Consider the following 25,155-nt stretch of genomic DNA (forward strand, 5'->3'; position numbering starts at 1 on the left):
GTGCTCCTTCAGGATGCCAATGATCTGCTCTTCGCTGAAACGGCTTTTCCGCATCGTCTGTCTCCTCGTTTGGAGAACAGGCTAACCTCAAACCGCGGACTTTTCAGGGGAGCAGGTCAGACAGGCTGCGACGTTTCGACGGTGCCCTTCACCCGCACCACTTCAAGAAACTTCGTGAAGATCCAGCTTGCTGGCTGCGCGACAGGGCGCCGCCCCGGAGGGCAGCGCGGGCCGAAACCGCTCCCGTGTCAGAGGAGCGTACCGAGGTGCGCGACAGCACGATCCAGTTCGTCCTCGGTGTTGAAGTAGTGCGGCGCGAGACGCAGCAGCGTCGGCAGGCCGCGCCGCTCCGCATCGAGGCGGGTGCTCGACGGGGCCGAGGTGCCGATGACAAAGCCGGCCTCGGCCATCCTGGCCACAAGCGATTGCGGTTCCGGGTGGTCGACCGAGACGCTGACGATGCCACAGCGCTCACGACCGAGATCGCGGAGCTGAACGCCCCGCGTCGCCGCCAGCAGCGATCGGGCGTGATCGGCCAGCAGGCGCACGCGGGCCTCGATCGCTTCGATCCCGATCCGGTCGGCGTAATCGATCGCCGCACCGAGGCCGGCGCGCAGGGCATAGGAGTTCTCCCAGGTCTCGAAGCGCCGCGCGTCGTCGCGCAGCTCGTACCGGTCCCGCTCCACCCAAGGCGCGCCGAAATGGTCGATCATCGCGGGTTCGAGGTGGTCCAGCCACCGCTCCGCAACATAGAGAAAGCCCGTGCCGCGCGGGCCGCGCAGGTACTTCCGCCCGGTCGCCGAGAAGAAATCGCAGCCCAGCTCTGCCACGTCGATGCGCATCTGGCCTGCGGCCTGGCACCCATCCAGCAGATAGGGCACCCCGTGCGCCCGCGCGATCCGGCCGACCTCGGCCGCCGGGTTCACGAGGCCACCGTTGGTGGGAATCCAGGTGATCGCGATCAGCCCCACGTCGTCGCCCATCCGGTGCTCCAACGCCTCGACGTCCAGCGCGCCATCTGCGTCCGAGGGGATCACCTCGATGATGATGCCATCGCGCTTGGCCCGCTGGAGGAAGGCGACGTAGTTGGCGGCATATTCGGCCTCGCAGGTCAGCACCCGGGCGCCCTTGCGCAGAGGCAGGGCATAGAAGGCGTGACACCACGCGACCGTCGCATTCTCCATCAACGCGATCTCGCGCGGGCGGGCCCCGATGTGGCGGGCGACGGAGGCATAGACCCCCTCCAGCGGCGCCGCCTGCTGGGCGTGGGCCTCGTACCCGCCGATCTGCGCTTCGAGCCGGGTGTGTTTGATCACCGCATCGGCCACGCAGCGCGGCATGAGGGAGGAGCCACAGGCCAGAAGATGGGTCGTGGTCTCGGCGCCGGGCGTGTCCCGGCGGACTTGTGCGATGTCGATCATGGGAGGGGGCCTGATGTCAGCGAAGGTGTTGGAGGCAGAGTGTCACCGCTCACGGCAAGATGCGCAACCGCACATCTTGGGGGGTGCGCCGCGGCTTCCAATGATGAGGGCCGACCACGAGGGGGGATGCGCTCATGCTGTCCCCGCGCGGGCAGGGGCTCTCGCCGCATAGCGGGCGGCCCTATAGCAGGCGCGGGTCTTGATGCTTTTGCCAGCGAACCGACTGATCCGGATCACATTTTTTACGCGCAGCGCAATATCGTCATGACCCCGCACATCGGTGGTGTCACGGTGCAGGCGAATGCGCGGGTCGGCGCGGAGGCGCTGCGTGGCATCTGCCAGATCCTCGCCGGCACACCGGTTCCGCCCGAGCACATCGTGAACCGTACCCTCATGGCCGCCGCTGCGGCTTCCCTCACTTCCGTGGAGAACTCACCCATGCCCGCAGGCTTCCGCATCCTCAACCGCACCCAAGTCGCCTCCAAGGAGCTGGTCGCGGCCTACGCCAAGCTGCCGGTTGCCAACGTCTCGGATAGCATGGCGCGCCTGACGGCCGCCGGTCCGGCCCTGCGTCCGATGCATGCCTCCGGCGGCATGGCCGGCGTTGCGCTGACCGTGAAGTCGCGCCCCGGTGATAACCTGATGCTGCACAAGGCCATCGACATGGCCGTGCCGGGCGACGTGATCGTGGTGGATGCGGGCGGCGATCTGACCAACGCGCTGATGGGCGAGCTGATGCTGGCCTACGCGGTGAAGAAGGGCGTGGCGGGCTTCGTGCTGAACGGCGCGATCCGTGATCTCGACGCCTTCGTCGCAACGAACCTGCCGACCTTTGCCGCGGGCGTCACCCACCGCGGGCCCTACAAGTATGGCCCCGGCGAGATCAACGTGCCGATCAGCCTTGGCGGCATGGTCATCCACCCCGGGGACATCGTGATCGGCGACAGCGACGGCGTGCACTGCGTGCCGCTGGCCGAGGCCGAGGCCGTGCTGAAGAGCACCCAGGCCAAATCCGCCGCCGAGATCGGCCAGATGAAGGCCATCGCCGAGGGCACCAACGACCGCAGCTGGGTCGACGCCGCGCTGAGGGACCTGGGCTGCGAATTCCCGGCCGATTGAGACACGACCGAGAACAGACCTACGCATGAACAGGAGGGGTCACATGCTGAGGCTGCTCCAGAAGGGCGCCCTTGCCGGTGCCATGGAGCCTTGCGGCGCGGTGCCGCCCTGCGCGGGGGCCGGTTGCGCGGCCATGAGGCTGGCGGGGCAGGGGCGACCGCCGCAATGGGGCAGGGCGCAGGCAGCGCCCTGCCGGGACGGCTCAGCCGTTGTAGTCTTCGTCGGCGACCTTATCCATCCAGGTGGTGAGCGTGCCGTTGATGCTTTCCTGAATGGCGATGTGGCTCATCGCGGTCTCTGCCGAGGCGCCATGCCAGTGCTTTTCATCCGCCGGGAAGAAGACGATATCGCCCTGGGTCACTTCCTCGACCGGGCCGCCTTCGCGCTGCACGCGGCCACGGCCGAAGGTGACGATGAGCGTCTGACCGGCAGGGTGGCTGTGCCACGCGGTGCGTGCACCGGGTTCAAACGTCACATGGGCACCCGTGGTGCGGCCGGGTTCGTCAGCCTGAAACAGCGGGTCGATGCGCACGGTGCCGGTGAACCAGTCCGCAGGGCCGGGGGTGGAGGGCGCGCTGCCGGAACGGATGATTTTCATGGGAAGTGTCCTTTCTCTGCGCCTCAGCGCAGCTTGGTGAATCTGTCGGTCCAGGACGCCGGGCCGGGCGGGCCAGGGCCAGCCGCTGTCGTCGTCTGCTGTGGTCTTTCGTGCTGCTGTCTCAGCCCTACCGTAAGGGGGATTTGGACCTCTGTCCCGCCATCGTAAATAGCGCATCCCAGCAGGTCAGTCATGAAGCCTGCTCATCTATCGCTTGTTTGTCGGCAGATCGCCGTTGCGCGCTGGAACACGGGCGCATTGCCCTTCACCTCCCCCGGTACCGGGCCGTGTGCTTGCCGGGCAGACATGCTTTTCACCGGTCTTTTCGCGACCGGTCGGTTTTGCGTCCAGATGAGGTGGAGGCGTCCACAGAAAGGTAATGCACCCGCCCCCATGCCGGTCATGATGCGCCGTTCATCAATGACTTGAGGTCGCTCAGCCGCGTTCGCGCAGCGCGTCCAGCACGATCTGGAAGGCCGAGGAGGGCCGCTGGCGGCTGGGGTAGTAGAGGTGGAAGCCCGGGAAGGAGGGGCAGAAGGCATCAAGGCAGGTGCGCAGCCGCCCCGCGGCGATATCGGCCTCGGCCAGCCGTTCGGGCACGAGGGCGAGCCCATGGCCATCGACCGCCGCGCGCAGCACAGGGTTGATCGTGTTGAAGCAGAGCTGACCGCTGACTTTGACGCGGATCTCGTGGCCCTCCCGGTCTTCGAACTCCCAGGCATAGAGCGCGCCATGGGTCGAAAGCCGCAGGTTCACGCAGCGGTGGTGTGCCAGGTCCTGCGGCACCTCGGGCGCGCCCATCTCGTCGAAGTAGCTGGGGGCGCCGACGCAGATCATGCGCTCGTCCGGGCCGATCCGCATGGCGATCATGCCGTCGCTTACCTGGTCGCCGTAGCGCACGCCCGCGTCGCACTGCGACGCGGCCAGATCGGTGAAGCCATAGTCCATCACCAGCTCGATATTCACCGCGGGGTACTCTTTCAGCACGGGCGAGAGCTTGGGCCAGAGCAGGCTTTCGATGGCATATTCCACCGCCACGATCCGCACGGTGCCGGTGGGCTGGTTGCGCGCATCGTTGAGGGCCAGCAGCCGGGCCTCGATCTTCTCGAAGCAGGGGGTGAGCGTGGCGAGCAGGTCTTCGCCCTCCAGCGTCGGCGCGACAGAGCGCGTGGTGCGCGTCAGAAGCCGCATGCCGAGCCGCTGTTCGAGCCCCTTGATCGTGTGGCTGAGCGCCGATTGCGAGACGTTCAGCCGCGCGGCCGCCTTGGTGAAGCTGCGCTCCTCGGCCACGGCAGCCAATGCGATGAGGTCGCTGATATTCTCGCGGAGCATGAGGGACGTCTCGAACTGGTGTCGGTGGATCACGGTGGTCCTGCCGAAAATAGAGGCGTGACATTCATGAGTCTAATCATCTGATTGCGAGACGTCCTTTATGTATGCGCCGGGCCGGATTAGCCGGTTGTCGGGTGGCGCGGTCCGGCTGCGAGCGCGGCCCCGAAAAGGCCGCGCGGCAGGGGCGATCAGAGCTTGCCGCCGTAGACCGGGAACATGCTCGCGTCGCCATAGTCCTTGATCCGGTCCACGTTTTTCAGCGTGTCCATGTCCGCGTCGGAGATCACGAAATCCAGCTCGGCGTTGGATTTCATATGCGCGGGCGTCGCGGTCTTGGGCAGCGCCACGCAGCCCAGTTGCAGCACGTAGCGGATGCAAAGCTGCGGCACGGTCACGCCGTAGGTGTCGGCCATGGCCTTGATCTCGGCGTTGTCGAGGATCTTGCCGTGGGCGATCGGCGAATAGGCTTCGACCAGCAGGCCGTTCGCGGTGGTGTAGTCGATGAGCTCGAAGGGCGTGTTGCTGACGTGGGCGAGGATCTGGTTCACCATCGGCTTGACGGTGGCGTTCTCCAGCAGGTTGGCGAGGTCTTCCTTCTGGAAGTTCGACACGCCGATGGCGCGGATCTTGCCTGCCTCATAAGCCTCTTCCAGCGCCTTCCACGCGGCGAGGTTGCCTTCGAAGAAGCGGTCTTCGCCGGCGAACTCCATCCACGGCTGCGGCGAGTGGATGATCATCAGGTCGATGTAGTCGAGGCCAAGCGCGTTCAGCGAGCCCTCGATGGCGGCCTTGGCGCCGTCATAGTCCTTCACCTCGGCGGCCAGCTTGGTCTGGATGAAGAGCGCTTCGCGGGCCACACCGCTGGCCTTGATGCCTGCGCCGACGCCGCGTTCGTTCTCATAGGCCTGCGCGGTGTCGATGTGGCGGTAGCCCAGTTCGATGGCGGCGCGGACGGCCTCTGCGGCCTTGTCGTCCTCGATCATCCAGGTGCCGAGGCCCAGCTTGGGTACGGAGACGCCGTTGGATAGGGTATAGGTTTCGTCGAAAATCATGGCTCTGTCCTTTCTGTCCGGCCCGGGGCCGGTCTGCATGGCCCCGCACGTGGGGGGCGGCTGATGGCAAGCAGATAGGCGCGGAGCGGGGGGCAGATAATCTGCGGATTATTCACGCTACTCATGAGCAGAGGACATGAAACCGGACGGCGTTGCGAAAGTGGAATGGTTCTTCGATAGATTATTTGGTAATGGTTTCAAAGGCTTGAAGCCTTACTCCCGTCCTCTCGATAGGGGGCGTCATGGCGGCTACCGGCGGGCCGGTCGGTCCACAGGGAGCCGACCCAAAGGCGCAAGGAGCCGTATCGATGAATAAACTTGTCCTCCATATCGGGACACACAAGACCGGCACCATGTCCTTTCAGAAGAGCCGTGTGGAGAACTAAAAGCCCCTGATCGCAAACGGTATTTGGCCAATTTTCGGCCCCCGGTTCGAAGACGTGAAACGGGTGCTGCACCCCGCCGAAACCTGAAACGGTTTCCGGGACCGTTGCGGTCAGGGCCCGGATGCCCTGACCACGCCTGTCAAAGCGTCACTGGCTGCGGAGCATGCCGCCATCGACGCGCAGCGCCGTGCCGGTGATGTAGCCCGCCTGCGCCGAGCACAGGAAGGTCACGGCTGCGGCGAATTCCTCCGGCGTGCCATAGCGCCCGGCGGGGATGGTCGCCTGCGAGGCGCGGCGCACCTCGGCGACATCCTGACCGCTGGCCTTGGCGCGCACGCCGTCCAGTTCGGCCACGCGGTCGGTGGCGATGCGGCCCGGCAGGACGAGGTTCACCGTGATCCCGAGGGGCGCGACTTCCGAGGCCAGCGTCTTGGACCAGCCCGCCACCGCGCCGCGCACCCCGTTGGAGAGCGCCAGCCCCGGGATCGGCGCCTGCATGCCGGAGGACCCGATGGTCACGATCCGGCCCCAGCCCGCGGCCTCCATGCCGGGCAGGGCGGCATCGGCCAGACGGAAGAGCGCGACGGCCATCTGCTCGAAGGCGGTGCGCCATGTCTCGGCGGACTGGCCCCGGGCGGGGCCGGCCTTGGGGCCGCCTGAGTTCAGCACGAGGATATCGACCGGTTCTGCCGCCAGCCTTGCCTCCATCGCGGCGACCGATGCCGCGTCGGAGAGGTCGAGCGTCACGCCGGTGACGCCCGCACCCGTGGCCGTGCCGGAGCGCGAGGCGGCCAGCACCTCTGCGCCTTCTGCCGCCAGCATGGCCGCAGAAGCGGCGCCAAGGCCGCGGCTGGCCCCCAGCACGAGGGCGCGTTTGCCGGTCAGTCCGTAATCCATCTGTGGTCTCCTCAGGTCATCCGCTGTGCCGGGCCGGGTGGCGACCGGGCGGTGCGTGGTATGTCTCGGCACGTCTTCGTGCGGCCATCGCGGCGATGCCGCGCCGACCTCGCCGGTCTGGCTCTGTCCCGTCATGCCTGCGGGAGCGGCGCCGGGCAAGGTGCAGCGGTAAGGCAAAGCCCGCCGCGCGGCCGGGGCAGGGCGTATGAAAAAGCCGCCGCTCCATGGGAGCGGCGGCCAACTGTCACAGGACGCGATCTGCGTCGGGCATCTCGGCGGCTCTCATGGTCCCGTCCGGGTGTCCATGGGGGCCGGCGCCGCTCACTTGGCGAAGAGGCCTTCGAAGTCGGCAAAGCCCTTGATCTCGATCGGGTTGCCCGAGGGATCGAAGAAGAACATCGTGCGCTGTTCGCCGGGCTGGCCTTCGAAGCGGACCACGGGCGGGATGTCGAAGGCGATGCCCTTTTCCTGAAGCCGGTCGGCGAGGGCCAGCCAGTCGTCGAGGCGCAGCACGGCGCCCATGTGGGGCATCATCACCATGTGATCGCCGACCTTGCCGGTGCGGGTGGTGGGGAAGGGCTCGCCCAGGTGGAAGGAAAGCTGGTGGCCGAAGAAGTCGAAGTCGACCCAGGTGTCGGTCGAACGGCCTTCCTCGCAGCCGAGCACGTCGCCGTAGAAGGCGCGAGTCTCGTCGAGGTCTTTCACGTGGATGGCGAGGTGGAAGAGCGATTGCATGGTCTGTCCTTTCGTTGGCCCCCCGCAGAGGGCCCGGGTTGACGGGGCGTCTGCCTCTTCCTTGCGCACAGTTGCTGAGCGGTAAAGAGAGCAGCCATCGCGGGCCGGGTTGTAAGCGCCCCCCGGAATCGGCGCTTCGGGGCCTCTTGGGGCCCTGTGTTCCACCTTTATTATCAGTGATCTAGGGGAATTCGCACGACAGGCGGCGAATGTCATGAAACCGCAATATATAATATCCGATTATATTGATAGTTGTATAATAATCCTGATCTATACTGGAAAACAGGCGCTTCAGATGTCTTCTGGGGGCAGGACACGCCCCAGAAGGTGTGCCGCTAGACGCAACCAACAGGATTCTGACCCATGATGAAGCATCTTCTCCTCGCCTCCGCCGCCACCGTGGCGCTTGCCGGGGCCGCCTCTGCCGAGCTGGCCGAGATCAAGCCCGAGGGCTACAAGGTCGCTCTTGACGGCACCTTCGCTCCCCACGCCATGCCGACCATGTCGGGCGGCGTCGAAGGCTTCAACGTCGATCTCGCCGCTGCGATCGCCGAAAAACTGGGCGTGCCGGTCGATGTCACCGCCGCTCAATTCTCGGGTCTGATCCCCGCGCTGCAGGCCGGCACCTACGACTTCCTCGTCGCGCCGACCACCGTGACCGAGGAGCGCGCCGCCAACCTGCTTTTCACCGAAGGCTTCATGGACACCAACTTCCGCTTCGTCGTGCCCAAGGGCTCGGAAGCGGCGGCTTACACCACCCTCGAAGACTTCAAGGGCAAGACGCTGGCCGTGAACAAGGGCTCGGTCTACGAGCGTTTCCTGAGCGACAAGGCCGATGAAATGGGCTGGACCGTCGTCTCCTTCGGCACCAACACCGACGCGATCCAGGCCGTGACCTCGGGCCGGGCCGACGCCAACATGGCCGGTGCCACCGTTTCCGCGTGGGCCGTGCAGAAGAACCCGCAGATCGAGCTGTCCTTCGAATACCCCACGGGCCTCGTCTGGGGTCTGCCCTTCCGCAAGGATGACGCCGCCACCCGTGACCTCGTCGACAGCGTGCTGGAATGCCTCAAGACCGACGGCACCCTGACCGCCCTGTCCGAGAAATGGTTCGGCGTGACCCCGGCCGAAGGCGCCACGATCATCACGCCCACCGCCGGCTACGGCACCCCGGGCTTCGACGGCTACGACGCCACCGAACACGAGATCACCTGCGAATTCTGATCTCCCTTCGCTGCGAGGTCTGATCTCCCCTCTCTTCTCGCAGCTGGCGGGGGCCCTTGTTCTCCCTCTTCCGGGCCCCCGCCACCAATATCCCTCAATATAAAGGCAACAGCGATGACCCAACCGCGCACCATGCTCGAAATCTCGGGGCTCGAAAAAAGCTTCGGAGATATCGAGGTGCTGAAAAGCATCGACCTCAAGGTGCAGGAAGGCGAGCTGGTCTTCGTGATCGGGCCCTCCGGTTCGGGCAAGTCCACGATGCTGCGCTGCTGCAACCGGCTGGAGGAACCCACCTCCGGCGCGATCTTCATCGAGGGCGAGCGGATCACCGACATTCCGCGCCGCGATCTCGACCGCATGCGCCTAAAGGTCGGCATGGTCTTTCAGGGCTTCCACCTCTATCCGCACATGTCCGTGCTGAAGAACGTGATGCTGGCCCAGATCAAGGCGCTGAAACGGGCCAAGCCCGAGGCCGAGGCCCGCGCGCTGGAAATGCTCGACCAGGTCGGGTTGAAGCACAAGGCCGACGCCATGCCCGCCGAGCTTTCGGGCGGCCAGCAGCAGCGGGTGGCGATTGCCCGCGCGCTTGCGCTCGACCCGGGCGTGATGCTCTTCGACGAACCCACCTCGGCGCTGGACCCGGAACTGGTCGGTTCGGTGCTGAAGGTGATGAAGGACCTGCGCGACAAGGGCATGACCATGCTCGTCGTCAGCCACGAGATGCAGTTCGCCCGTGAGGCCGCCGACCGCGTGATCTTCATGGATGGCGGCTACGTGGTGGAGCAGGGGACCCCGGAGGAGATCTTCGGCAATCCCAAGTCCGACCGCCTGAAGACCTTCCTCAGCCGCGTCTCGCACGAGGACGCCGGGGCGGAGGCCGACTGATGCGGTTCATCGAGACATTCTTCAACACCAAGGTCATGGCGGATTACATGCCGGACCTGATCCACGCCATGGGCGTGACGCTGGGCCTTGCGGTGGCGACGATTATCACCGGGATCCTGTGCGGCGCGGCTCTGGCCTGCCTGCGGGTGGCCGGGCTGAAACTGGTGAACTTCTGCATCATCGTCTTCGCCGACATCATGCGCGCCCTGCCGCCGCTGGTGCTGATCCTGATCCTCTTCTTCGGGATGCCCTCGCTGGGGCTGAACATCTCGGGCTGGATGGTGGTCTACATCGTCCTGTCGCTGGTGCTGACCGCGTTTTCCGAAGAGATCTTCTGGGGCGGGCTGACCGCCATTCCCGCGGGCCAGTGGGAAGCGGGCCGGGCCACGGGCCTGTCGAAGGCGCAGACGCTCTTTTACATCGCCTTCCCGCAGGCTGCGCGCCGGGGCATCCCGCCGCTGGTGAACCGCGTGCTGGCGACGACCAAGCTGACCGCGCTCGGCTCTGTCATCGGGGTGAAGGAAATCCTCTCGGTCTCCTCCTCGGCGCAGAGCTTCTCGGGCTCGGCCACGCCGCTGACCATGGCGGCCATCGCCTATCTCATCATCTTCATTCCCGCCGTGATCGCATCGCACAAGATCGAACGGCGCTACCACTTCGCGACCTGAGGGGGGCATCATGGACACCTTCATCCAGACCTTCTTCAACCTCGACATCATGTCCCAGGCCTTCCCGCTGCTGCTCAAGGGCGCGGTGATGACCCTGAAGCTCTGCGCCGTGGTCATCGTCTGCGGCCTCGCGGGCGGGCTGATGCTTGCGCTTGCGGCGCTCTCGCCCAACCGGGCGCTGCGCTGGAGCGCGATCGCCTATATCGACCTCTTCCGCGCGCTGCCGCCGCTGGTCCTGCTGGTCTTCGTCTATTCGGGCCTGCCCTTCGCGGGCGTCCGGCTGTCGCCCTTCATGGCCGTGGTCATCGCCTTCTTCCTGAACAACTCCTCCTACTTCGCCGAGGTGTTCCGCGCGGGCATCAACGCGGTGCCCAAGGGCCAGACCGAAGCCGCGCGGGCCACGGGCCTGTCTCAGGCGCAGGCGCTGACCTACGTCGTGCTGCCGCAGGCCGTGCGCAACGTGCTGCCGGACCTGCTGTCCAACACCGTCGAGGTGGTGAAACTCACCTCGCTGGCCTCGGTCGTGTCCCTGTCGGAGCTGCTCTACTCCGCCAACATGGCGCGCTCCGTCACCTACAACGCCTCGCCGCTGGTTCTCGCAGCCGGCATGTACCTCCTCGTGCTTTGGCCCCTGGTGCGCGTGATTGCCCGCTACCAGCGTGGACTGGCCGTGAATTGATCCCCCCGAAAGGACATCTCCCATGACGAAAATGATGATCGGCGCCGCCCAGATCGGTGGCATCCAGAAGGCAGAGACCCGCGAAGAGGTCGTCGCGCGCATGATCGCGCTGATGGACGAGGCGGCCGCTAAGGGCGTCAAGTTCCTGGCCTACCCGGAAATGACGCTGACCACCTTCTTCCCGCGCTTCTACGTCGAGGACCGGGCCGAGTTCGATCATTGGTTCGAAAAGGAAATGCCGAACGCCGCCGTCCAGCCGCTCTTTGACAAGGCGAAGGAATACGGCATGGGCTTCACCTTCGGCTATTGCGAGCTGACCCCGGAAGGCCAGCACTTCAACACCTCGATCATCGTGTCGCCCGAGGGCGAGATCATGCTGAAGTACCGCAAGACCCACCTGCCGGGTCATGCCGAGTTCGAGGAAGAGCGGAGCCACCAGCACCTGGAAAAGCGCTACTTCCTGCCCGGTGACACCGGCTTCAACGTGGTCCGCAGCCAGGGCGTGATCATGGGCATGTCGATCTGCAACGACCGCCGCTGGCCGGAAAGCTGGCGCGTGATGGGCCTGCAGGGCGTTCAGCTTGTCTCGATCGGCTACAACACGCCCTCGCAGAACAACCTCTCGGCGGATGAAGGTCTGGCCAAGCGGCTCTACCACCACGAGCTGTCGGTCTGCGCCGGTGCCTACCAGAACTCCACCTACGCCATGGCCGTCGCCAAATGCGGCACCGAGGACGGCAACCACATGATCGGTGGCTCGATCATCGTCGATCCCGATGGCTTCGTGATCGCCAAGGCCGAAGGCGAAGGCGACGAACTGCTTGTTGCAGAGGCAGATTTCGACAAATGCGCCTTTGGCAAGTCGACGGTCTTCAACTTCGCCGCACACCGCCGTACCGAACACTATGGCCGGATCGTTTCGCAAACCGGCGTAGAGGAACCTTCGGAATGACTTTTGACACGGTAATCCACGGCGGCACGATCGTGACCGCCGACGGACAGTTCAAGGGGGATCTCGGGATCAAGGACGGCCGCATCGCGGCCGTTGCCGAGACCCTCGATGGCGGGGAAGAGCGGATCGACGCGGGCGGGCGGCTCGTCATGCCCGGCGGGATCGAGGCCCATGCCCACATCGCGCAGGAAAGCTCCTCCGGCGTCATGACCGCCGATGATTACCTCTCTGGCTCCATCTCGGCGGCCTTTGGCGGCAACTCTTCCTTCATCCCCTTCGCGGCGCAGCAGCGCGGCCAGTCGGTGGATGACGTGATCAAGACCTACGACGCCCGCGGCGTCCGGTCGGTGATCGACTATTCCTACCACCTCATCATCTCGGACCCGACCGAGAAGGTCCTGACGGACGAACTGCCGCGCGCCTTCGCCCGCGGCATCACCTCGTTCAAGGTCTTCATGACCTATGACCTGATGAACCTCGGCGACGGCGGGATGCTCGACATCCTCGAAGTCGCGCGCCACCACGGCGCCATCACGATGGTCCATGCCGAAAACAACGACATGGTGAAGTGGATGAACAAGCGGCTGGCAGGCAACGGCCTGACCGCGCCGAAGTACCACGCCATCAGCCGTCCGCAGCTGGCCGAGGAAGAAGCGATCAACCGCGCGATCCAGCTCGCCAAGCTGGTCGATGCGCCGCTCTTCATCGTCCACGTCTCGACCGAGGCCGGCGCCGAGATCGTGCGCCGCGAGAAGTTCAAGGGTGCCAAGCTCTTTGCGGAAACCTGCCCGCAATACCTTGCGCTGACCCGCGACGACCTCGACCGCGAGGGCATGGAGGGCGCCAAGTACATCTGCTCGCCGCCGCTGCGCGGGGCCGACACGCAGGAGCTCCTGTGGCACCACATCGCGCAGGGCACGTTTGAAAGCGTCTCCTCCGACCACGCGCCCTACCGCTTCGACGAGACCGGCAAGTTCCTGAACGGTGCCAATGCACCCTATCCCAAGATCTCGAACGGGATGCCCGGCATCGCCGCGCGTCTGCCGTACCTCTTCTCCGAAGGGGTGGTGAAGGGCCGGATCACGCCCGAGCAGTTCGTGGCGCTGTCCTCGACCAACGCCGCCAAGACCTTTGGCTGCACCACCAAGGGCCGCATCGCGCCCGGCATGGATGCCGACATCGCGATCTGGAACCCCGAGGTGACGCGCACCGTCGTCGCGGCCGACCAGCACGACAACATGGACTACACCCCCTTCGAGGGGATGGAGCTGACCGGCGTGCCGGAAGTCGTGATGAACCGTGGCCGCACCATCGTGGCGCACGGCGCGCTGAAGGCCGAGGAAGGGCAGGGCCGCTTCTTCGGTCGTGCGCCCGTCGATCTGCGTGGCAAGCCGGGCTATCAGGCGCCGGAATTCGACCCGGCGCAGAACTTCGGCACGGTCCTGCGATGAGCCGTATCCTCGTCATCAACCCCAACAGCTCCTCCGCGGTGACGCGGGGGATCGCCGAGGCGCTTGCGCCGCTGGGGGATCACTTCGACTGCCGCGACCTGCCGTCTTCGCCCGCGACCATCGCGACGGACGAGGACGTGGCGCGCGCCGGTGTCGGACTGGCCGAGATGGTCAAGACGACGCCTGCCGCGGCCTATGTCACGGCCTGCTTCTCGGACCCGGGCCTCGACATGGCGCGGGCGCTGACGGACCGGCCTGTGATCGGTATCCAGGAGGCGGGCATCCTGACCGCCATGGCGCGGGCGGACCTCTTCGGGATCATCGCCCTGGGGCCGAATTCCATTGGTCGTCACCGGCGCAAGATCCGCATGATGGGCGTCGAATCCCGTCTGGCCGGTGAACTGCCGCTGTCGGGCGTTTCTGCCGAGGCCTCGGGCCGGGATGAAACCGTCTATGCCGAAGTGCGCGAGACTGCCGCCCGGCTGCGCGACATGGGCGCGGGCGCGATCGTTCTGGGCTGTGCCGGCATGGCCCCGATCCGGGCGCGGTTGGAGCGTGACACGGGCGTCGCCGTCATCGACCCCGTCATGGCGGGTGCGGCCATGGCGCTTGGCGCGGTGCTTGGATGACGCGCGCGGCGGATCTGCCCGAGGTCTCCCTGCGTCTGCTGGAGATCTTCGCGGCCATGATGCGCTGCACCACCACGGTGGAAACCGCCGAGTTCCTCGGCATTTCGCAGCCCGCGGTCTCCGCCGGGCTGCGACAGCTGGAAAACCAGCTTGGCTTCTCGCTCTTCGAGCGGACGGGCCGCAGGCTGACGCCCACGGGTGAGGCCAACGATCTCTTCGAGGAAATCCGCCCGCTCTTCGGCATCCTGCGCTCCTTCTCGACGCGGGCGCGGGACATCCGGTCCGGCCGTGTCGGGCGTCTGCGCGTCATGGCGACGCCGCCGCTTGGCTATTCGCTGGGGCCGCGGGCATTGCAGGCCTTCCATGTAGCCCGGCCCGAGGTCACGATCAGCTATGACGTGCGGCGGCTGGAGAACGTACTGGATGCGATCCAGACCGGGCAGGCGGACATCGGCCTCGTGCTGAACGCCGAGCGGCTGGAGACCGTGAACTCCGAGATCATCCAGCGCAGCCAGATGGTCGTGCTGATGCCGGAAGACGATCCGCTGGCCGAGGGCGCCTTCGTCACCGCCGAAGAACTGACCGGACGCCAGATCGTCGGCATCGACCAGGCCTCGCAGCTGGGGCGGCTGGTGGCCAAGGGCTTTGCGCAGGGCGGCGGGCAGTATCGCCCGGGGATCGAGGTGCGCTATTGTCAGACCGCCTCGGCGCTCGTGGCGGATGGCATGGGCGTCACGGTGACGGACCCCTATTCGGCCGAGCCCTACCTTGATCGCGGTCTGGTCTCGCGGCCGTTCATGCCGACGCTGGAGGTGAGCGCCTCGATGCTGACCCGCAAGGGCGTGCCGCATTCGGGGCTTCTGCTGAGCTTCATGGAAGAGTTGCGGCGGCAGTTGAACCGGAGCCGGTGACGGGGCGGCAGGGCCCGTTTTGGTGCGGGGCCTTCGCTATCTCGCAAGGGGCATACCCCGCCTCGGCGGCGAGGGGGTACCTATCTCGGCGATATTTTCGTGAGACCTAGCTGACCCACGCTGATCTTGCAGTGGCTCGAGTAAGCAGTGCTGCGCGGCAAGGTAGAGGCGTCGCCTCTATCGGACACCGTTGCGCCGACTTCTCTACCATGTTCCGCCCGGCCTCAGGCCGGGCAGCGCCGTCCCGCCCCCCTGGGGCGGCGCTATTGCGCCACCCCGCGGGACGGCGCTGCCCTTTGCGTTTCGTCGGCAATGTCTTGGAGGGGGGGCAGGGTCGCTGAACAGCCCCCGCTGCCCCGGGGTAGCCGCCCGCTGCCCTTCGGGTTCAACCGCCAGCCATCGGACAGGGCTCGAAATGAAAAACGCCCCGGCGAAAAGCCGGGGCGTCTCCAATCGTCAAGCTCAGCCCTTCACGGGCGGCATCACGTCGTCCGGCAGCGGGCAGCGGTAGGGCGTCTGCGCCAGCTTCTGCTCATGCACCGCCTTGGCCGCAGCCAGCAGCTGCGGCTCGCGGATCAGGTCGCGCGCCGTGGCGGCCATTGCCTTGGCGGCCTGCACCATGCCCTTGTGCGCCATGGGCGACTTGCCCTGCGCCGTCAGCTGCCAGCTGTGGAAGGCCGTGCCCATGGCGCAGGTCGCCATCCAGCACTGCGCCGTCGGCACCGCCCAGCTGACATCGCCCACGTCGGTCGACCCGGCCCCGCCGCGCCCCGCGGGCGTGTCCAGCGGCACCACGAAATCGCACAGCGCCAGATCCGGATCGGTCGGCAGGCCGACGCCATTCAGGGTCGAGGCGATGTCCTCGGCCGAGAGCGTCGCGCGGATTTCCTCGGCGAAGGCGCGGTCCTCGGCGTCGAAATCGGGCGCGCCCAGACGGTCGAGGTTGGCCTGCAGCAGCTCCTCCAGCGGGCGGTTGCCCAGAAGGTTCGACACGCCGGAGAAGACCTTGGCCTCCACCGTGGTGCCGGTCATCAGCGCGGCGCCGTCAGCGATCTTGCGGACCCGGTCGAGCAGGTCGAACATCTCGGGCAGCTGCGGGGCGCGCACCAGCTGGCGCACGGTCGCCTTGGCGGGCACCACGTTCGGCGCGATGCCACCCGCGTCGAGGTAGGCGTAATGCACGCGGCAGCCGTCGGGCATGTGTTCGCGCATGTAGTTGATGCCGACGTTCATCAGCTCCACCGCGTCGAGCGCCGAGCGCCCGAGGTGCGGCGAGGCCGCGGCATGGGCCGCCTTGCCGGTGAAGGTGAAGTCGATCCTCGTGTTCGCCAGCGAGGTGGGCCGGTCCACGCCGATGAAGGGCGAGGGGTGCCAGGTGATCGCGGCGTCCACGTCATCGAAGAGGCCCGCGCGCACCATGTAGGTCTTGGCCGCGCCGCCTTCCTCGGCCGGGCAGCCGTAGTAGCGCACCCGTGCCTCGATGCCTTCCGCCTCCAGCCACTCCTTGACCGAGGCGGCGGCCATCAGCGCGGCTGAGCCGAGCAGGTTGTGCCCGCAGCCGTGGCCCATGCCGTCGCCGGGCAGGGGGGTGTGGCTGGTGGCACCCGCTTCCTGGCTGAGGCCGGGCAGGGCGTCGAACTCGCCGAGGATCGCGATCACCGGGCCCTTCTCGCCCGCTTCGCCCATCACGGCGGTGGGGATGCCCGCGATGCCCATCGTCACCTTGAAGCCTTCGGCCTCCAGCTGCTGGCGATGCTCCTCGACCGAGCGGTATTCGTCATAGGCGATCTCGGGCATGTCGAAGACGCGGTCGGCAAGGCCGGTATAGGCGGCGCGGCGGCTGTCGACGATGTCCCAGATCGGATCGGTATTCTGCATGTTCGGGTCCCCGTGAACACTGGATGGTCTGGCCTGATGGCCCGCGCTCTCTTTGCCGCAGGGCGTCGGGCAATTCCATGCCTTGCGCACGTAAATCACGAGAATTCGAGGGGGGCGCCTTAACGGTGATCATTCGCGGGCAGCGGGCCGCCGCGGTCTGCGTGGCGGGCTGGCGAAGGCTGGCGGGCTGCGTGGAGACGGGGCCGGAGGGCTGGCTGCCTGGGGAGCGGGCTGGCGTCCTTGCGGGGCTGGCGTGCGATCCTGGGGGGCGGGCTGTCCGACCGTTGGGGAGGGGATAACCCCACAGGCCCGCGCAGGACATGCGACAGGCGCGCCCGAGTGATTTTATCGGGAACGCATCCGGCGCGGCGGCAGGGGCCTGTTGCGGGGTTCTTAACCCCTCGCCGCTAGGCAGGACCCATCCAGTCGAGGAGACGCGCCATGCCCCGATTCCCTTCTCTGCCCCGAGTCCTTTTCTTGCCCGGAGTCCTTCTCGTGTTCTGCGCCTTGGCGCTCTGCCTGCTGGCCCCTGTGCCGCTTCATGCGGCAGAGGGCAGCGCGGCGGAGCTTGCCAAGTACAAGATCAACATCGCCGGGCGGCAGCGGATGCTGTCGCAGCGGATCGCCAAGGCCGTGTGCCTGAACCGGATCGGCGCCTCGGCAGAGATGCAGGCCCATCAGGCCCGCACGGCGATCGCGGAGTTCGACAAGGTGCTGGTGGCCCTGCGCCACGGTGATGCAGAGCTGAAGCTGGAGCCGGAGGTAAATCCGGAGATCGCCGCGCAGCTCGACCATGTCGGCACGCTCTGGCAGGCCTATCGCGCCGCGGCGGAGGGGCTGCTGGCGGGCGATGCCGGGCAGGTCACCGCCTTCGTTCAGGGCGCGGGCGAGGTGCTGGTCGAGATGAACAAGGCCGTGGGCCAGATGGACAAGGCCTATGGCGCAGGGCTCATTCACCCGGACCTTGCCCGCGCGATCAACGTCGCGGGCCGCCAGCGGATGCTGAGCCAGAAGGCGCTGAAGGAATACTGCTTCACCGAACTGCCCGGCGCCCCGGAGGCCCGTGGCGACCTGACCCAGACGGTGTCCAGTTTCGACGGGGCGCTGCATGCCTTGATCCAGGGCGATCCCGCACAGCATATCCTGCTGCCGCCCACGTGGGAGCTGATGGCCCAGCTGGACGGTGTCGGCATGATCTGGGCCCGGGTGAAGCCCGAGCTTGATCGCGTGGCCGCCGGTGGCGTGCCGGAGCGGGCGGAGCTGAGCCGCTTCCTCTCGGACAGCGAGGAGCTGCTGAAAGAGATGAACAGCGCGGTGTGGATGTACGAGTCCCTCTGAGGGGCCAAACGGACGTCCGGCGGCGGACCCTGTGGGGTGGCATCGGCCCGGTCGACCCAGTTGTGGCCCCTGATGCAAACGCGCGCGCGCGTCGGGGCCGGCGCCTCGCGCCGATGGGCGGAGTTGGCCGGCGCCTCTCGGCCATGCGCGGAAGACGTTGGGCAGGACTGCGCAAAGATTGGGCGGAGGGCTGGCCGGGCCAGCCTGCGCCAGCCCTCTCGCCACGGAGAATTTCCCCGCCTGAGCGCCGGTGACGGGCGGGCTTGGGGCGTCACGGTGCCGTGAGGGGGCAGCGAATGGCGCATTCCGGTGTCGCAGCCCGTGTAATCAGGTCTTTTCACCTTGCATGAGCGCGGGCCGCCTCATAGAAGGGCGACTGATTTTACCACCGCCCGCGGGCGGTGCGTTGCTTGATAGCCTGAGACAGAAGGACGACAACGATGCAGGTCACCGAGACCCTGAACGAAGGCCTCAAACGGGGGTACCAGATCACCGTGACCGCCGCCGAGCTCGACGCCAAGGTGCAGGACAAACTGACCGAGGCGCAGCCCGAAATCGAGATGAAGGGTTTCCGCAAGGGCAAGGTGCCGCTGGCCCTGCTGAAAAAGCAGTTTGGCCCGCGCCTCCTCGGCGAAGCGATGCAGGAAGTCATCGACGGCGCCATGTCCGAGCATTTCGAAACCTCCGGCGATCGCCCCGCGCTGCAGCCGGAAGTGAAGATGCAGGACGGTGAGAACTGGAACGAGGGCGACGACGTCGTCGTCGACATGTCCTACGAAAAGCTCCCCGAGATCCCCGAGGTCGAGCTCAAGTCGATCAGCCTCGAGAAGATGGTCGTGAAGGCCGACGACTCGGCTGTCGACGAGGCCCTGAAGAACCTCGCGGAGAACGTGAAGGACTTCGAGACCAAGGACGGCGCGGCGGAAGACGGTGACCAGGTGGTCTTCGATTTCCTCGGCAAGGTCGACGGCGAAGCCTTTGAAGGCGGCGCGGCGGAAGACTACCCGCTGGTGCTCGGCTCGGGCCAGTTCATCCCCGGCTTCGAAGAGCAGCTGGTGGGTACCAAGGCCGGCGAGTCCAAGGACGTCACCGTGACCTTCCCCGAAGAGTACCAGGCCGCGCATCTCGCCGGCAAGGAAGCCGTCTTCGAGTGCACCGTCAAGGAAGTGAAAGCTGCCAAGGACGCCGAGATCGACGACGAGCTGGCCAAGAAATACGGCGCCGAGGACCTCGACGCGCTGAAAGGCCAGATCCGTGAGCGTCTGGAAGCGGAATACGCCGGTGCGGCCCGCGCGGTCATGAAGCGCGGCCTGCTGGACGCGCTGGACGAGACCGTCACCTTCGAGCTGCCGCCGAGCCTGGTGGAAGCCGAAGCCGGTCAGATCGCGCACCAGCTGTGGCACGAGGAAAACCCCGACGTGCACGACCACAGCCACGACAAGATCGAGCCGACGGATGAGCACAACAAGCTCGCCGAACGCCGCGTGAAGCTGGGCCTGCTGCTGGCCGAGCTGGGCCAGAAGGCAGAGGTCCAGGTGACCGACGCCGAGATGACCCAGGCGATCATGAACCAGGCGCGTCAGTACCCGGGCCAGGAACGTCAGTTCTTCGAGTTCATCCAGCAGAACGCCCAGATGCAGCAGCAGCTGCGCGCGCCGATCTTCGAAGACAAGGTCGTGGACTACGTCTTCGAACTGGCCGACGTGTCGGAGAAGGAAGTCAGCAAGGACGACCTGACCAAGGCTGTCGAGGCGCTCGACGAAGAATAATCCCGCATCGGGATCATGGATTGAGGGCCGCTCGTTTGAGCGGCCCTTTTTCGTTTGTCGGGCTGGGATTGGTTCGACCGTCGGGGAGGCAGCTGTGAGGCGCTTAGGGCTGCGCCTCGATGTGCGCGATACCAGGGTCTGTCCCCTGTGCGCTATTCCCTCGGCAGGTCCCGCCCGGCCGAGAGGCCGGGCAGCGCCGAACCGCCCCCACGGGGCGGCGCTTTTGCGCCACCCCTCGGTTCGGCGCCGCCCGGTGTGTAAGCCGGAAGGGAGGGAGGAGGCGCGGGTGCATCGCGGGTTTGCACGACGGGTCAACGCGCGGATTTTTCAGCAGGGCAGCAGGGCAGCAGGGCAGCAGGGCAGCAGGGCAGCAGGGCAGCAGGGCAGCAGGGCAGCAGGGCAGCAGGGCAGCAGGGCAGCAGGGCAGCAGGGCAGCAGGGTAGGGCCGTCTACACACCCACAAACGCAAAACGCCGCGCGAAGATCGCGCGGCGTTCCGTGTCTGGCGAAAGGGGAGGGAAGCTTACGCTTCGTCTTCCCGTGCGGGGCCTTCGTCGTCGTCCGAAGCGGCCGAGCCGATGTCGTCGAAGAGTTCCGAGATCTCGTACTCTGCGGCGGCTTCTTCTTCAGCGGCCAGTTCCTGGATCGACTTGCCCGACGCCTGCAGTTCGGCCTCTTCGGGCGAACGCGCGACGTTCAGGGTGATGACCGCTTCGACTTCGGGGTGCAGGGTCACGTTGACCGGGTGCAGACCGAGGTCCTTGATCGGCATCGGGATGATGACCTGCTTGCGGTCGACCGAGAAGCCGGCCTCGGTGGCAACCTGGGCTGCGTCACGGGGCGTGACCGAGCCGTAGAGGTTGCCGCCGTCCGATGCGGAGCGAATCACCACGAAGACCTGGCCGTCGAGCTTCTCGCCCAGGGCCTCGGCTTCTTTCTTGGTTTCCAGGTTGCGCGCTTCGAGCTGCGCTTTCTGGGCTTCGAAGGAGGCGATGTTCTCTTTCGAGGCGGTCAGCGCCTTGCCTTGCAGCAGCAGGTAGTTGCGGGCGTAGCCGGGCTTGACGGAGACAACGTCGCCCATCTGGCCGAGCTTGGCCACGCGTTCGAGAAGAATAACGTCCATTGTGCGTTCTCCTTACTTCACGGCGTAGGGCAGCAGGGCGAGGAAGCGGGCGCGCTTGATGGCGCGGGCCAGTTCACGCTGCTTCTTCGCCGAAACGGCGGTGATGCGGGACGGCACGATCTTGCCGCGCTCGGAAACGTAGCGCTGCAGGAGACGAGTGTCCTTGTAGTCGATCTTGGGTGCGTTGTCGCCCGAGAAGGGGCAAACCTTGCGGCGGCGGAAAAACGGTTTTGCGGCCATGATTTAGTGTCCTTTCCTCAAGCTGCGATCAACGGCGCTCGCGACGGCGATCGTCGCGGTCTTCGCGCTTCTGCATCTGGACCGAGGGGCCCTCTGCGTGCTCGTCGACCTTGATGGTCAGGACGCGCATCACGTCGTCATGCAGACGCATCAGGCGTTCCATTTCCTGCACGGCGGACGCGGGTGCGTCGGAGCGCAGGAAGGCGTAGTGGCCCTTGCGGTTCTTGTTGATCTTGTAGGCCATCGTCTTGACGCCCCAGTACTCGTGATCCACGAGTTTCCCGCCGTTGTCGGACAGGACGGCGCCAAAGTGCTCGATCAGGCCTTCGGCTTGCGCGTTGGAAAGATCCTGGCGCGAGATGAATACATGCTCGTACAGCGGCATGTGCACTCCATTTCTATCAAGGCGCGTTTCATAGGCGGGTCTGATGTCTTCCACGACCCTGCCACGAGAGTCCGCGCGGTTCAGCTAGACATGCGGAAGACCCGCGGTCCTTACGCCGGAATGACCGGCCGCGCAACCCTTCGCCTGCGGGTGCCGCCCGGCGGGGTGCGATCACTGTGGGCCCGCCTCTGCCACACCCGGGGCAGGAATGAGGCAGGCTGCCTGCGTGTTTCCAATTTCGGAACCTATTGTTGCCGATTTGGATTGCGACCCTGAGGGCCAGAGACAGCAACAGCAACAGGAGTTCGTCCCATGGCCTACATGCCCCGCGACCGTGAAGAGACCCTGCCGGTGCCCGGCGTTCTTGTCCGTTTTGTAAGCTTCCTGTTCGGGGCCGCGATGATCGTGGCCGGGTTCGGGCTGGGGATCGCCTGCCTTGCCGGGGCCGCGCCGGGCGGGTCGCTCCTGCTGGGCGGGCTGCTGATCGGCCTGCTTTTGCTGGGCGGTGTGACGATCATCGAATGCGGCGCACCGCGCGACTGAGCGGCGGTTCGCCGCGCTCTGTTCGCAGGTTCACAGATCCTGTGGGTTTCTGTGGAATTGAGAACGTGCCGCGCTGCGGCGATGTCTAGTCCCGAAGGCGGTGCCATTCCGGCGGCCGCCATGACCGATACGAGGACAGACATGACCACGATCCTTCAGAAGACCGGCCTTGCCCTTGGCCTCATCACCGGCCTCGCCATTGCCGCACCGGCCGTTGCAGAGCCCGTCGACTACGCCTTCGACCCGAGCCACAGCCAGCTCGTCTTCCACTACAACCACTTCGGCTATTCGACCACCTGGGGCATGTACTCCGGCTTCGACGGTGCCATCGTCTTCGATGCAGAGGCGCCTGCCGAGTCGTCCGTGGAAGTGTCCTTCCCCGTCGACAGCATGATCACCGGCTGGGACGAGCGTCTGGCCCACTTCATGTCGCCCGATTTCTTCGGCGGTGAAGGCAAGGACATGACCGTCACCTTCAAGTCGACCTCGATCGAAGTGACCGGCGACAATACCGCGCTGATCACCGGTGACCTGACCCTGAACGGCATCACCAAGCCGGTCGTGCTGGACACCACGCTGACCAACGACCAGCCGAACCCGATGACCAACGCGCCGGCGCTCGGCTTCTACGCCACTACCACGCTGCTGCGCTCCGACTTCGGCGTTGAACTCTACGCGCCGATGGTCAGCGACGAAGTGCAGGTCGAGATCTCGCTCGAAGCGGCTGCCGCTGCCGAGTGATCCTGTCTCCTTCGGGACAGAGAAGGCCGCCGGGCAACCGGCGGCCTTTTTCGTGTCTGGGAGGGGGAATGGGCGCCTCCGGCGGGTGAAAGGGCCGCGGGCCGGGGGTGGCCCTGTACGGGCTGCGGGAGCGTGGTCCCGGCAGGGCGTTTTGCGGGCCGGGCTGGGTCAGGGGGCCGAAAGGGTCTCCATCGCCTCCCAGCCCGCCGCGGGCCTGCCGCCGGGCGCAAAGCCGAACCAGCACCCGCCGCCGCCCGGTCCCTGATCGTGCTGCCGGTCGATGGGCAGCCCTGCGAGCGCACAATAGAGCAGCGTGCCGACCCCGCCGTGCCCGACGAAGAGCACATCGCCCTCGGACGGCTCTGCAAGGCAGGCGGTGACACCCGCGAGGATGCGGGCCTGCGCGGCAAAAGCCGTCTCCCAGCCGCGCACCGAGGTGTCGGGGGCGGCAAAGAAGGCATCTGCCACGGCCTCGAAGGCGTCGGGCGGCAGGAAGCCGGTGGCGCTTCTGTCGTTCTCGTGCAGGCCCGGGCGCACCTCGACCCGCAGGCCCAGGGCCTCGGCCAACGGGGTGGCGGTCTCGATCGCCTTCGTCTCGTCGCTGCTGATGATCCGGGTCGTGGCACGCAGCGCCCCGGGTGCGGCGGCGAGGGCCGCGACACGGGCCCGGCCCGTCGCGTTGAGGGACCAGCGGGGCACCTCGATGGCGGGATCGACGGTGACCTGCGGGTGGGTCAGGTAGCGGATCATGCGGGGCATCCCGGTCTCCTGTGGCGCGAGGGATGACGGCAGGCTGACCGCGCCCCGCGCCGAGGTCAACCGGAAGGCGCAGACGAACCGGAAGGCCCAGATGAACCGGGAGGCGCACACGAAAACGCCCCCACCGGTGGGGCGGGGGCGTTTCGCATCAGGATGGACTGAAGGTCAGCGCGTGGCAGTGAGGTTAAGGGAGACCTCGACGTCCTCGGCCACGGTGGAGCCGGGCACAGCCGCGCCGATGCCGAAGTCCTTGCGGTGCAGCGTGAAGCTGGCGGCCATGATGGCTTGATCGCCTTCGACGGTGAGGTCGAAGGGGAAATCGACCGGCTGTTCGATGCCCTTGAGGGTCAGGGTGCCGCGCGCCTCATAGCCCTCGGCGGTGGTGAAGAGCGTGCCTTCGTAGACTGCTTCGGGATGGGCCTCGGCATCGAAGTAATCGGCGGCGAGCGCCTGCGGCGTGACCGAGCCAAGGGTCAGCGAGGGGATCGGGATGGCGACACGGACATGGCCGCTTTCGCCCTCGCTCACCGTGTCATCGAAGGTGATGTCGGCGGTGAAATTGCCGAACGTGCCGCCGACGCTCTGGCCGAACTGTACGACGGTCAGGCCGATGGAGCCCTCCTGCACCTGCCAGTTGCCTGTCCCGGCCTGCGGGGCAGAGGCGGTCACCTCGCCCTCGGGGACGCCCCGGGCGGCAAAGCTGCCATTGGCCGCGCCGACGCCGAAGGCCACGACGAGGATCGCAAGGGCGGCAAGCGCGGGCGCCGTATGGCCGGGCTGGCGGGCCGAGGCATGGGCGGCCACCGGGCGGCGGGGCAGCATCCGGCGCAGGGTATCGTCGCGGTCGATGACGTGGTGCTTCAGCGCGCCGGCCACATGGGCCACGATGGTGCCGAGCAGGACCCATTGCAGCAGTTCATGGGCCGCGCCGAAGAGATGGGCGAGGCTCTCGCTCTGCGGCACGAAGGGCAGGGCCTGACCGAAGGGCCAGAGGATCGGCGCAAAGCCCGAGGTGGCCGAATGGTGCAGCCAGCCCGCCAGCGGGGTCAGCAGCATGGCGGCATAGAGCAGCCAATGCGCGGTGGAGGCGAGCAGCGCCTCGGCCTTGCGGTCGCCGTGCAGCAGCCCGGGGTGGGGCTGGATCACGGCCCAGACCAGCCGCAGCGCGGCGGTCAGGAAGGCCAGCACGCCAAGCGTCTTGTGCAGCGAGAAGATCGTGGCGGCGCGCTCCAGCAGGGCGGCCTGTTCGGCGCCGCTGGCCTGGGCGAACTGGTGCGAGGTGTTCGCGCCGAGGAACCCGAGCGGGAAGGCGCACAGGATCAGGAAGGCGGTCAGCCAGTGGAAGGTCTTGGCAACACCGCCGTAGCGGTCGGTCGTATTGGCGAGGGGCATCGTCGGGGTGCTCCGGGCAAGGATATGGCTGGCCCAAGATATGCTGCC

Annotated in this window: 25 protein-coding genes; 13 read left to right on the forward strand and 12 right to left on the reverse strand. The window is 66.6% G+C overall.

The features are described 5' to 3' along the window. Positions 1–248 precede the first annotated feature (248 nt). Positions 249–1,421, reverse strand: a complete 1,173-nt coding sequence (locus LCM32_RS21075) for an aminotransferase class V-fold PLP-dependent enzyme (protein ID WP_224823058.1) — start codon at positions 1,419–1,421, stop codon at positions 249–251. Between the two features lie 126 nt (positions 1,422–1,547). Here LCM32_RS21075 and LCM32_RS21080 point away from each other — a divergent pair, with 126 nt between their 5' ends. Next, positions 1,548–2,540, forward strand: coding sequence for an NAD(P)-dependent oxidoreductase (locus tag LCM32_RS21080; RefSeq protein WP_412070703.1), 993 nt, complete (start codon positions 1,548–1,550; stop codon positions 2,538–2,540). A gap of 202 nt (positions 2,541–2,742) precedes the next feature. On the opposite strand, the gene LCM32_RS21085 is transcribed toward LCM32_RS21080, so the two are convergent. From LCM32_RS21085 to LCM32_RS21105, 5 genes are all read right to left on the reverse strand, one after another. After that, positions 2,743–3,138, reverse strand: coding sequence for a cupin domain-containing protein (locus LCM32_RS21085; RefSeq protein ID WP_224823060.1), 396 nt, complete (start codon positions 3,136–3,138; stop codon positions 2,743–2,745). A 435-nt stretch (positions 3,139–3,573) separates the two neighbouring features. Continuing rightward, positions 3,574–4,503, reverse strand: a complete 930-nt coding sequence (locus tag LCM32_RS21090; RefSeq protein WP_224823061.1) for a LysR family transcriptional regulator — start codon at positions 4,501–4,503, stop codon at positions 3,574–3,576. Between the two features lie 155 nt (positions 4,504–4,658). Further along, positions 4,659–5,522, reverse strand: a complete 864-nt coding sequence (locus LCM32_RS21095; protein WP_224823062.1) for an aldo/keto reductase — start codon at positions 5,520–5,522, stop codon at positions 4,659–4,661. A gap of 533 nt (positions 5,523–6,055) precedes the next feature. After that, a complete protein-coding gene (locus LCM32_RS21100; RefSeq protein WP_224823063.1) occupies positions 6,056–6,805 on the reverse strand; it encodes an SDR family oxidoreductase in 750 nt (249 codons plus the stop codon). A 321-nt stretch (positions 6,806–7,126) separates the two neighbouring features. Beyond that, positions 7,127–7,540, reverse strand: coding sequence for a VOC family protein (locus LCM32_RS21105; RefSeq protein WP_224823064.1), 414 nt, complete (start codon positions 7,538–7,540; stop codon positions 7,127–7,129). A gap of 363 nt (positions 7,541–7,903) precedes the next feature. Between LCM32_RS21105 and LCM32_RS21110 the strand changes: the two genes are divergently transcribed. The 8 genes from LCM32_RS21110 (at position 7,904) to LCM32_RS21145 (ending at position 14,939) form a co-directional block, all read left to right on the forward strand. Further along, on the forward strand, positions 7,904–8,764 hold the full coding sequence (locus LCM32_RS21110; protein ID WP_224823065.1) for a transporter substrate-binding domain-containing protein: 861 nt from the start codon (positions 7,904–7,906) through the stop codon (positions 8,762–8,764). A gap of 132 nt (positions 8,765–8,896) precedes the next feature. Then, complete coding sequence (locus LCM32_RS21115; protein WP_224823111.1) at positions 8,897–9,649, forward strand: amino acid ABC transporter ATP-binding protein; 753 nt, start codon at positions 8,897–8,899, stop codon at positions 9,647–9,649. Continuing rightward, a complete protein-coding gene (locus tag LCM32_RS21120; RefSeq protein WP_224823066.1) occupies positions 9,649–10,317 on the forward strand; it encodes an amino acid ABC transporter permease in 669 nt (222 codons plus the stop codon). The genes LCM32_RS21115 and LCM32_RS21120 overlap by 1 nt, the downstream gene beginning before the upstream one ends. 10 nt (positions 10,318–10,327) lie before the next feature. Then, complete coding sequence (locus LCM32_RS21125; protein WP_224823067.1) at positions 10,328–10,996, forward strand: amino acid ABC transporter permease; 669 nt, start codon at positions 10,328–10,330, stop codon at positions 10,994–10,996. A gap of 22 nt (positions 10,997–11,018) precedes the next feature. Beyond that, a complete protein-coding gene (locus tag LCM32_RS21130) occupies positions 11,019–11,948 on the forward strand; it encodes an N-carbamoyl-D-amino-acid hydrolase (protein WP_224823068.1) in 930 nt (309 codons plus the stop codon). Further along, positions 11,945–13,399: a dihydropyrimidinase gene (gene hydA, locus LCM32_RS21135; protein WP_224823069.1), complete on the forward strand. Its 1,455-nt coding sequence runs from the start codon at positions 11,945–11,947 to the stop codon at positions 13,397–13,399. The genes LCM32_RS21130 and hydA overlap by 4 nt, the downstream gene beginning before the upstream one ends. Continuing rightward, a complete protein-coding gene (locus LCM32_RS21140; RefSeq protein WP_224823070.1) occupies positions 13,396–14,028 on the forward strand; it encodes an aspartate/glutamate racemase family protein in 633 nt (210 codons plus the stop codon). The genes hydA and LCM32_RS21140 overlap by 4 nt, the downstream gene beginning before the upstream one ends. After that, positions 14,025–14,939, forward strand: coding sequence for a LysR family transcriptional regulator (locus LCM32_RS21145; protein ID WP_224823071.1), 915 nt, complete (start codon positions 14,025–14,027; stop codon positions 14,937–14,939). The genes LCM32_RS21140 and LCM32_RS21145 overlap by 4 nt, the downstream gene beginning before the upstream one ends. Before the next feature lie 462 nt (positions 14,940–15,401). On the opposite strand, the gene LCM32_RS21150 is transcribed toward LCM32_RS21145, so the two are convergent. Then, positions 15,402–16,817, reverse strand: coding sequence for a M20 family metallopeptidase (locus tag LCM32_RS21150; RefSeq protein WP_224823072.1), 1,416 nt, complete (start codon positions 16,815–16,817; stop codon positions 15,402–15,404). A gap of 495 nt (positions 16,818–17,312) precedes the next feature. Here LCM32_RS21150 and LCM32_RS21155 point away from each other — a divergent pair, with 495 nt between their 5' ends. Further along, positions 17,313–18,155: a type IV pili methyl-accepting chemotaxis transducer N-terminal domain-containing protein gene (locus LCM32_RS21155; protein ID WP_224823073.1), complete on the forward strand. Its 843-nt coding sequence runs from the start codon at positions 17,313–17,315 to the stop codon at positions 18,153–18,155. A 440-nt stretch (positions 18,156–18,595) separates the two neighbouring features. Further along, positions 18,596–19,924 carry a trigger factor gene (gene tig / locus LCM32_RS21160; RefSeq protein ID WP_224823074.1) on the forward strand — a complete coding sequence of 443 codons (1,329 nt, stop codon included), beginning with the start codon at positions 18,596–18,598 and terminating at the stop codon, positions 19,922–19,924. 523 nt (positions 19,925–20,447) lie between these two features. Here the strand turns inward: tig and rplI are convergent. The 3 genes from rplI to rpsF are packed head-to-tail and all read right to left on the reverse strand — an operon-like array spanning position 20,448 to position 21,672. Continuing rightward, a complete protein-coding gene (rplI, locus tag LCM32_RS21165) occupies positions 20,448–21,047 on the reverse strand; it encodes a 50S ribosomal protein L9 (RefSeq protein ID WP_224823075.1) in 600 nt (199 codons plus the stop codon). Between the two features lie 12 nt (positions 21,048–21,059). After that, the gene (gene rpsR, locus LCM32_RS21170; protein WP_058310770.1) at positions 21,060–21,287 is read right to left on the reverse strand and encodes a 30S ribosomal protein S18; all 228 of its coding nucleotides are present in this window, start codon (positions 21,285–21,287) and stop codon (positions 21,060–21,062) included. A 28-nt stretch (positions 21,288–21,315) separates the two neighbouring features. After that, a complete protein-coding gene (gene rpsF, locus LCM32_RS21175) occupies positions 21,316–21,672 on the reverse strand; it encodes a 30S ribosomal protein S6 (protein ID WP_224823076.1) in 357 nt (118 codons plus the stop codon). A 312-nt stretch (positions 21,673–21,984) separates the two neighbouring features. Here rpsF and LCM32_RS21180 point away from each other — a divergent pair, with 312 nt between their 5' ends. Both LCM32_RS21180 and LCM32_RS21185 read left to right on the forward strand, forming a co-directional pair. Beyond that, the gene (locus tag LCM32_RS21180) at positions 21,985–22,215 is read left to right on the forward strand and encodes a hypothetical protein (RefSeq protein WP_224823077.1); all 231 of its coding nucleotides are present in this window, start codon (positions 21,985–21,987) and stop codon (positions 22,213–22,215) included. 141 nt (positions 22,216–22,356) lie between these two features. Next, positions 22,357–22,956, forward strand: a complete 600-nt coding sequence (locus LCM32_RS21185; protein ID WP_224823078.1) for a YceI family protein — start codon at positions 22,357–22,359, stop codon at positions 22,954–22,956. Between the two features lie 168 nt (positions 22,957–23,124). Here LCM32_RS21185 and LCM32_RS21190 read toward each other — a convergent pair whose 3' ends face one another. Together LCM32_RS21190 and LCM32_RS21195 are read right to left on the reverse strand one after the other, a co-directional pair. Next, positions 23,125–23,715, reverse strand: coding sequence for a histidine phosphatase family protein (locus LCM32_RS21190; RefSeq protein WP_224823079.1), 591 nt, complete (start codon positions 23,713–23,715; stop codon positions 23,125–23,127). A gap of 165 nt (positions 23,716–23,880) precedes the next feature. Continuing rightward, positions 23,881–25,107: a cytochrome b/b6 domain-containing protein gene (locus LCM32_RS21195; protein ID WP_224823080.1), complete on the reverse strand. Its 1,227-nt coding sequence runs from the start codon at positions 25,105–25,107 to the stop codon at positions 23,881–23,883. Between the last annotated feature and the right edge of the window lie 48 nt (positions 25,108–25,155).

It is taken from the genome of Pseudooceanicola nanhaiensis (assembly GCF_020171315.1).
GTDB lineage: Bacteria > Pseudomonadota > Alphaproteobacteria > Rhodobacterales > Rhodobacteraceae > Pseudooceanicola > Pseudooceanicola nanhaiensis_A.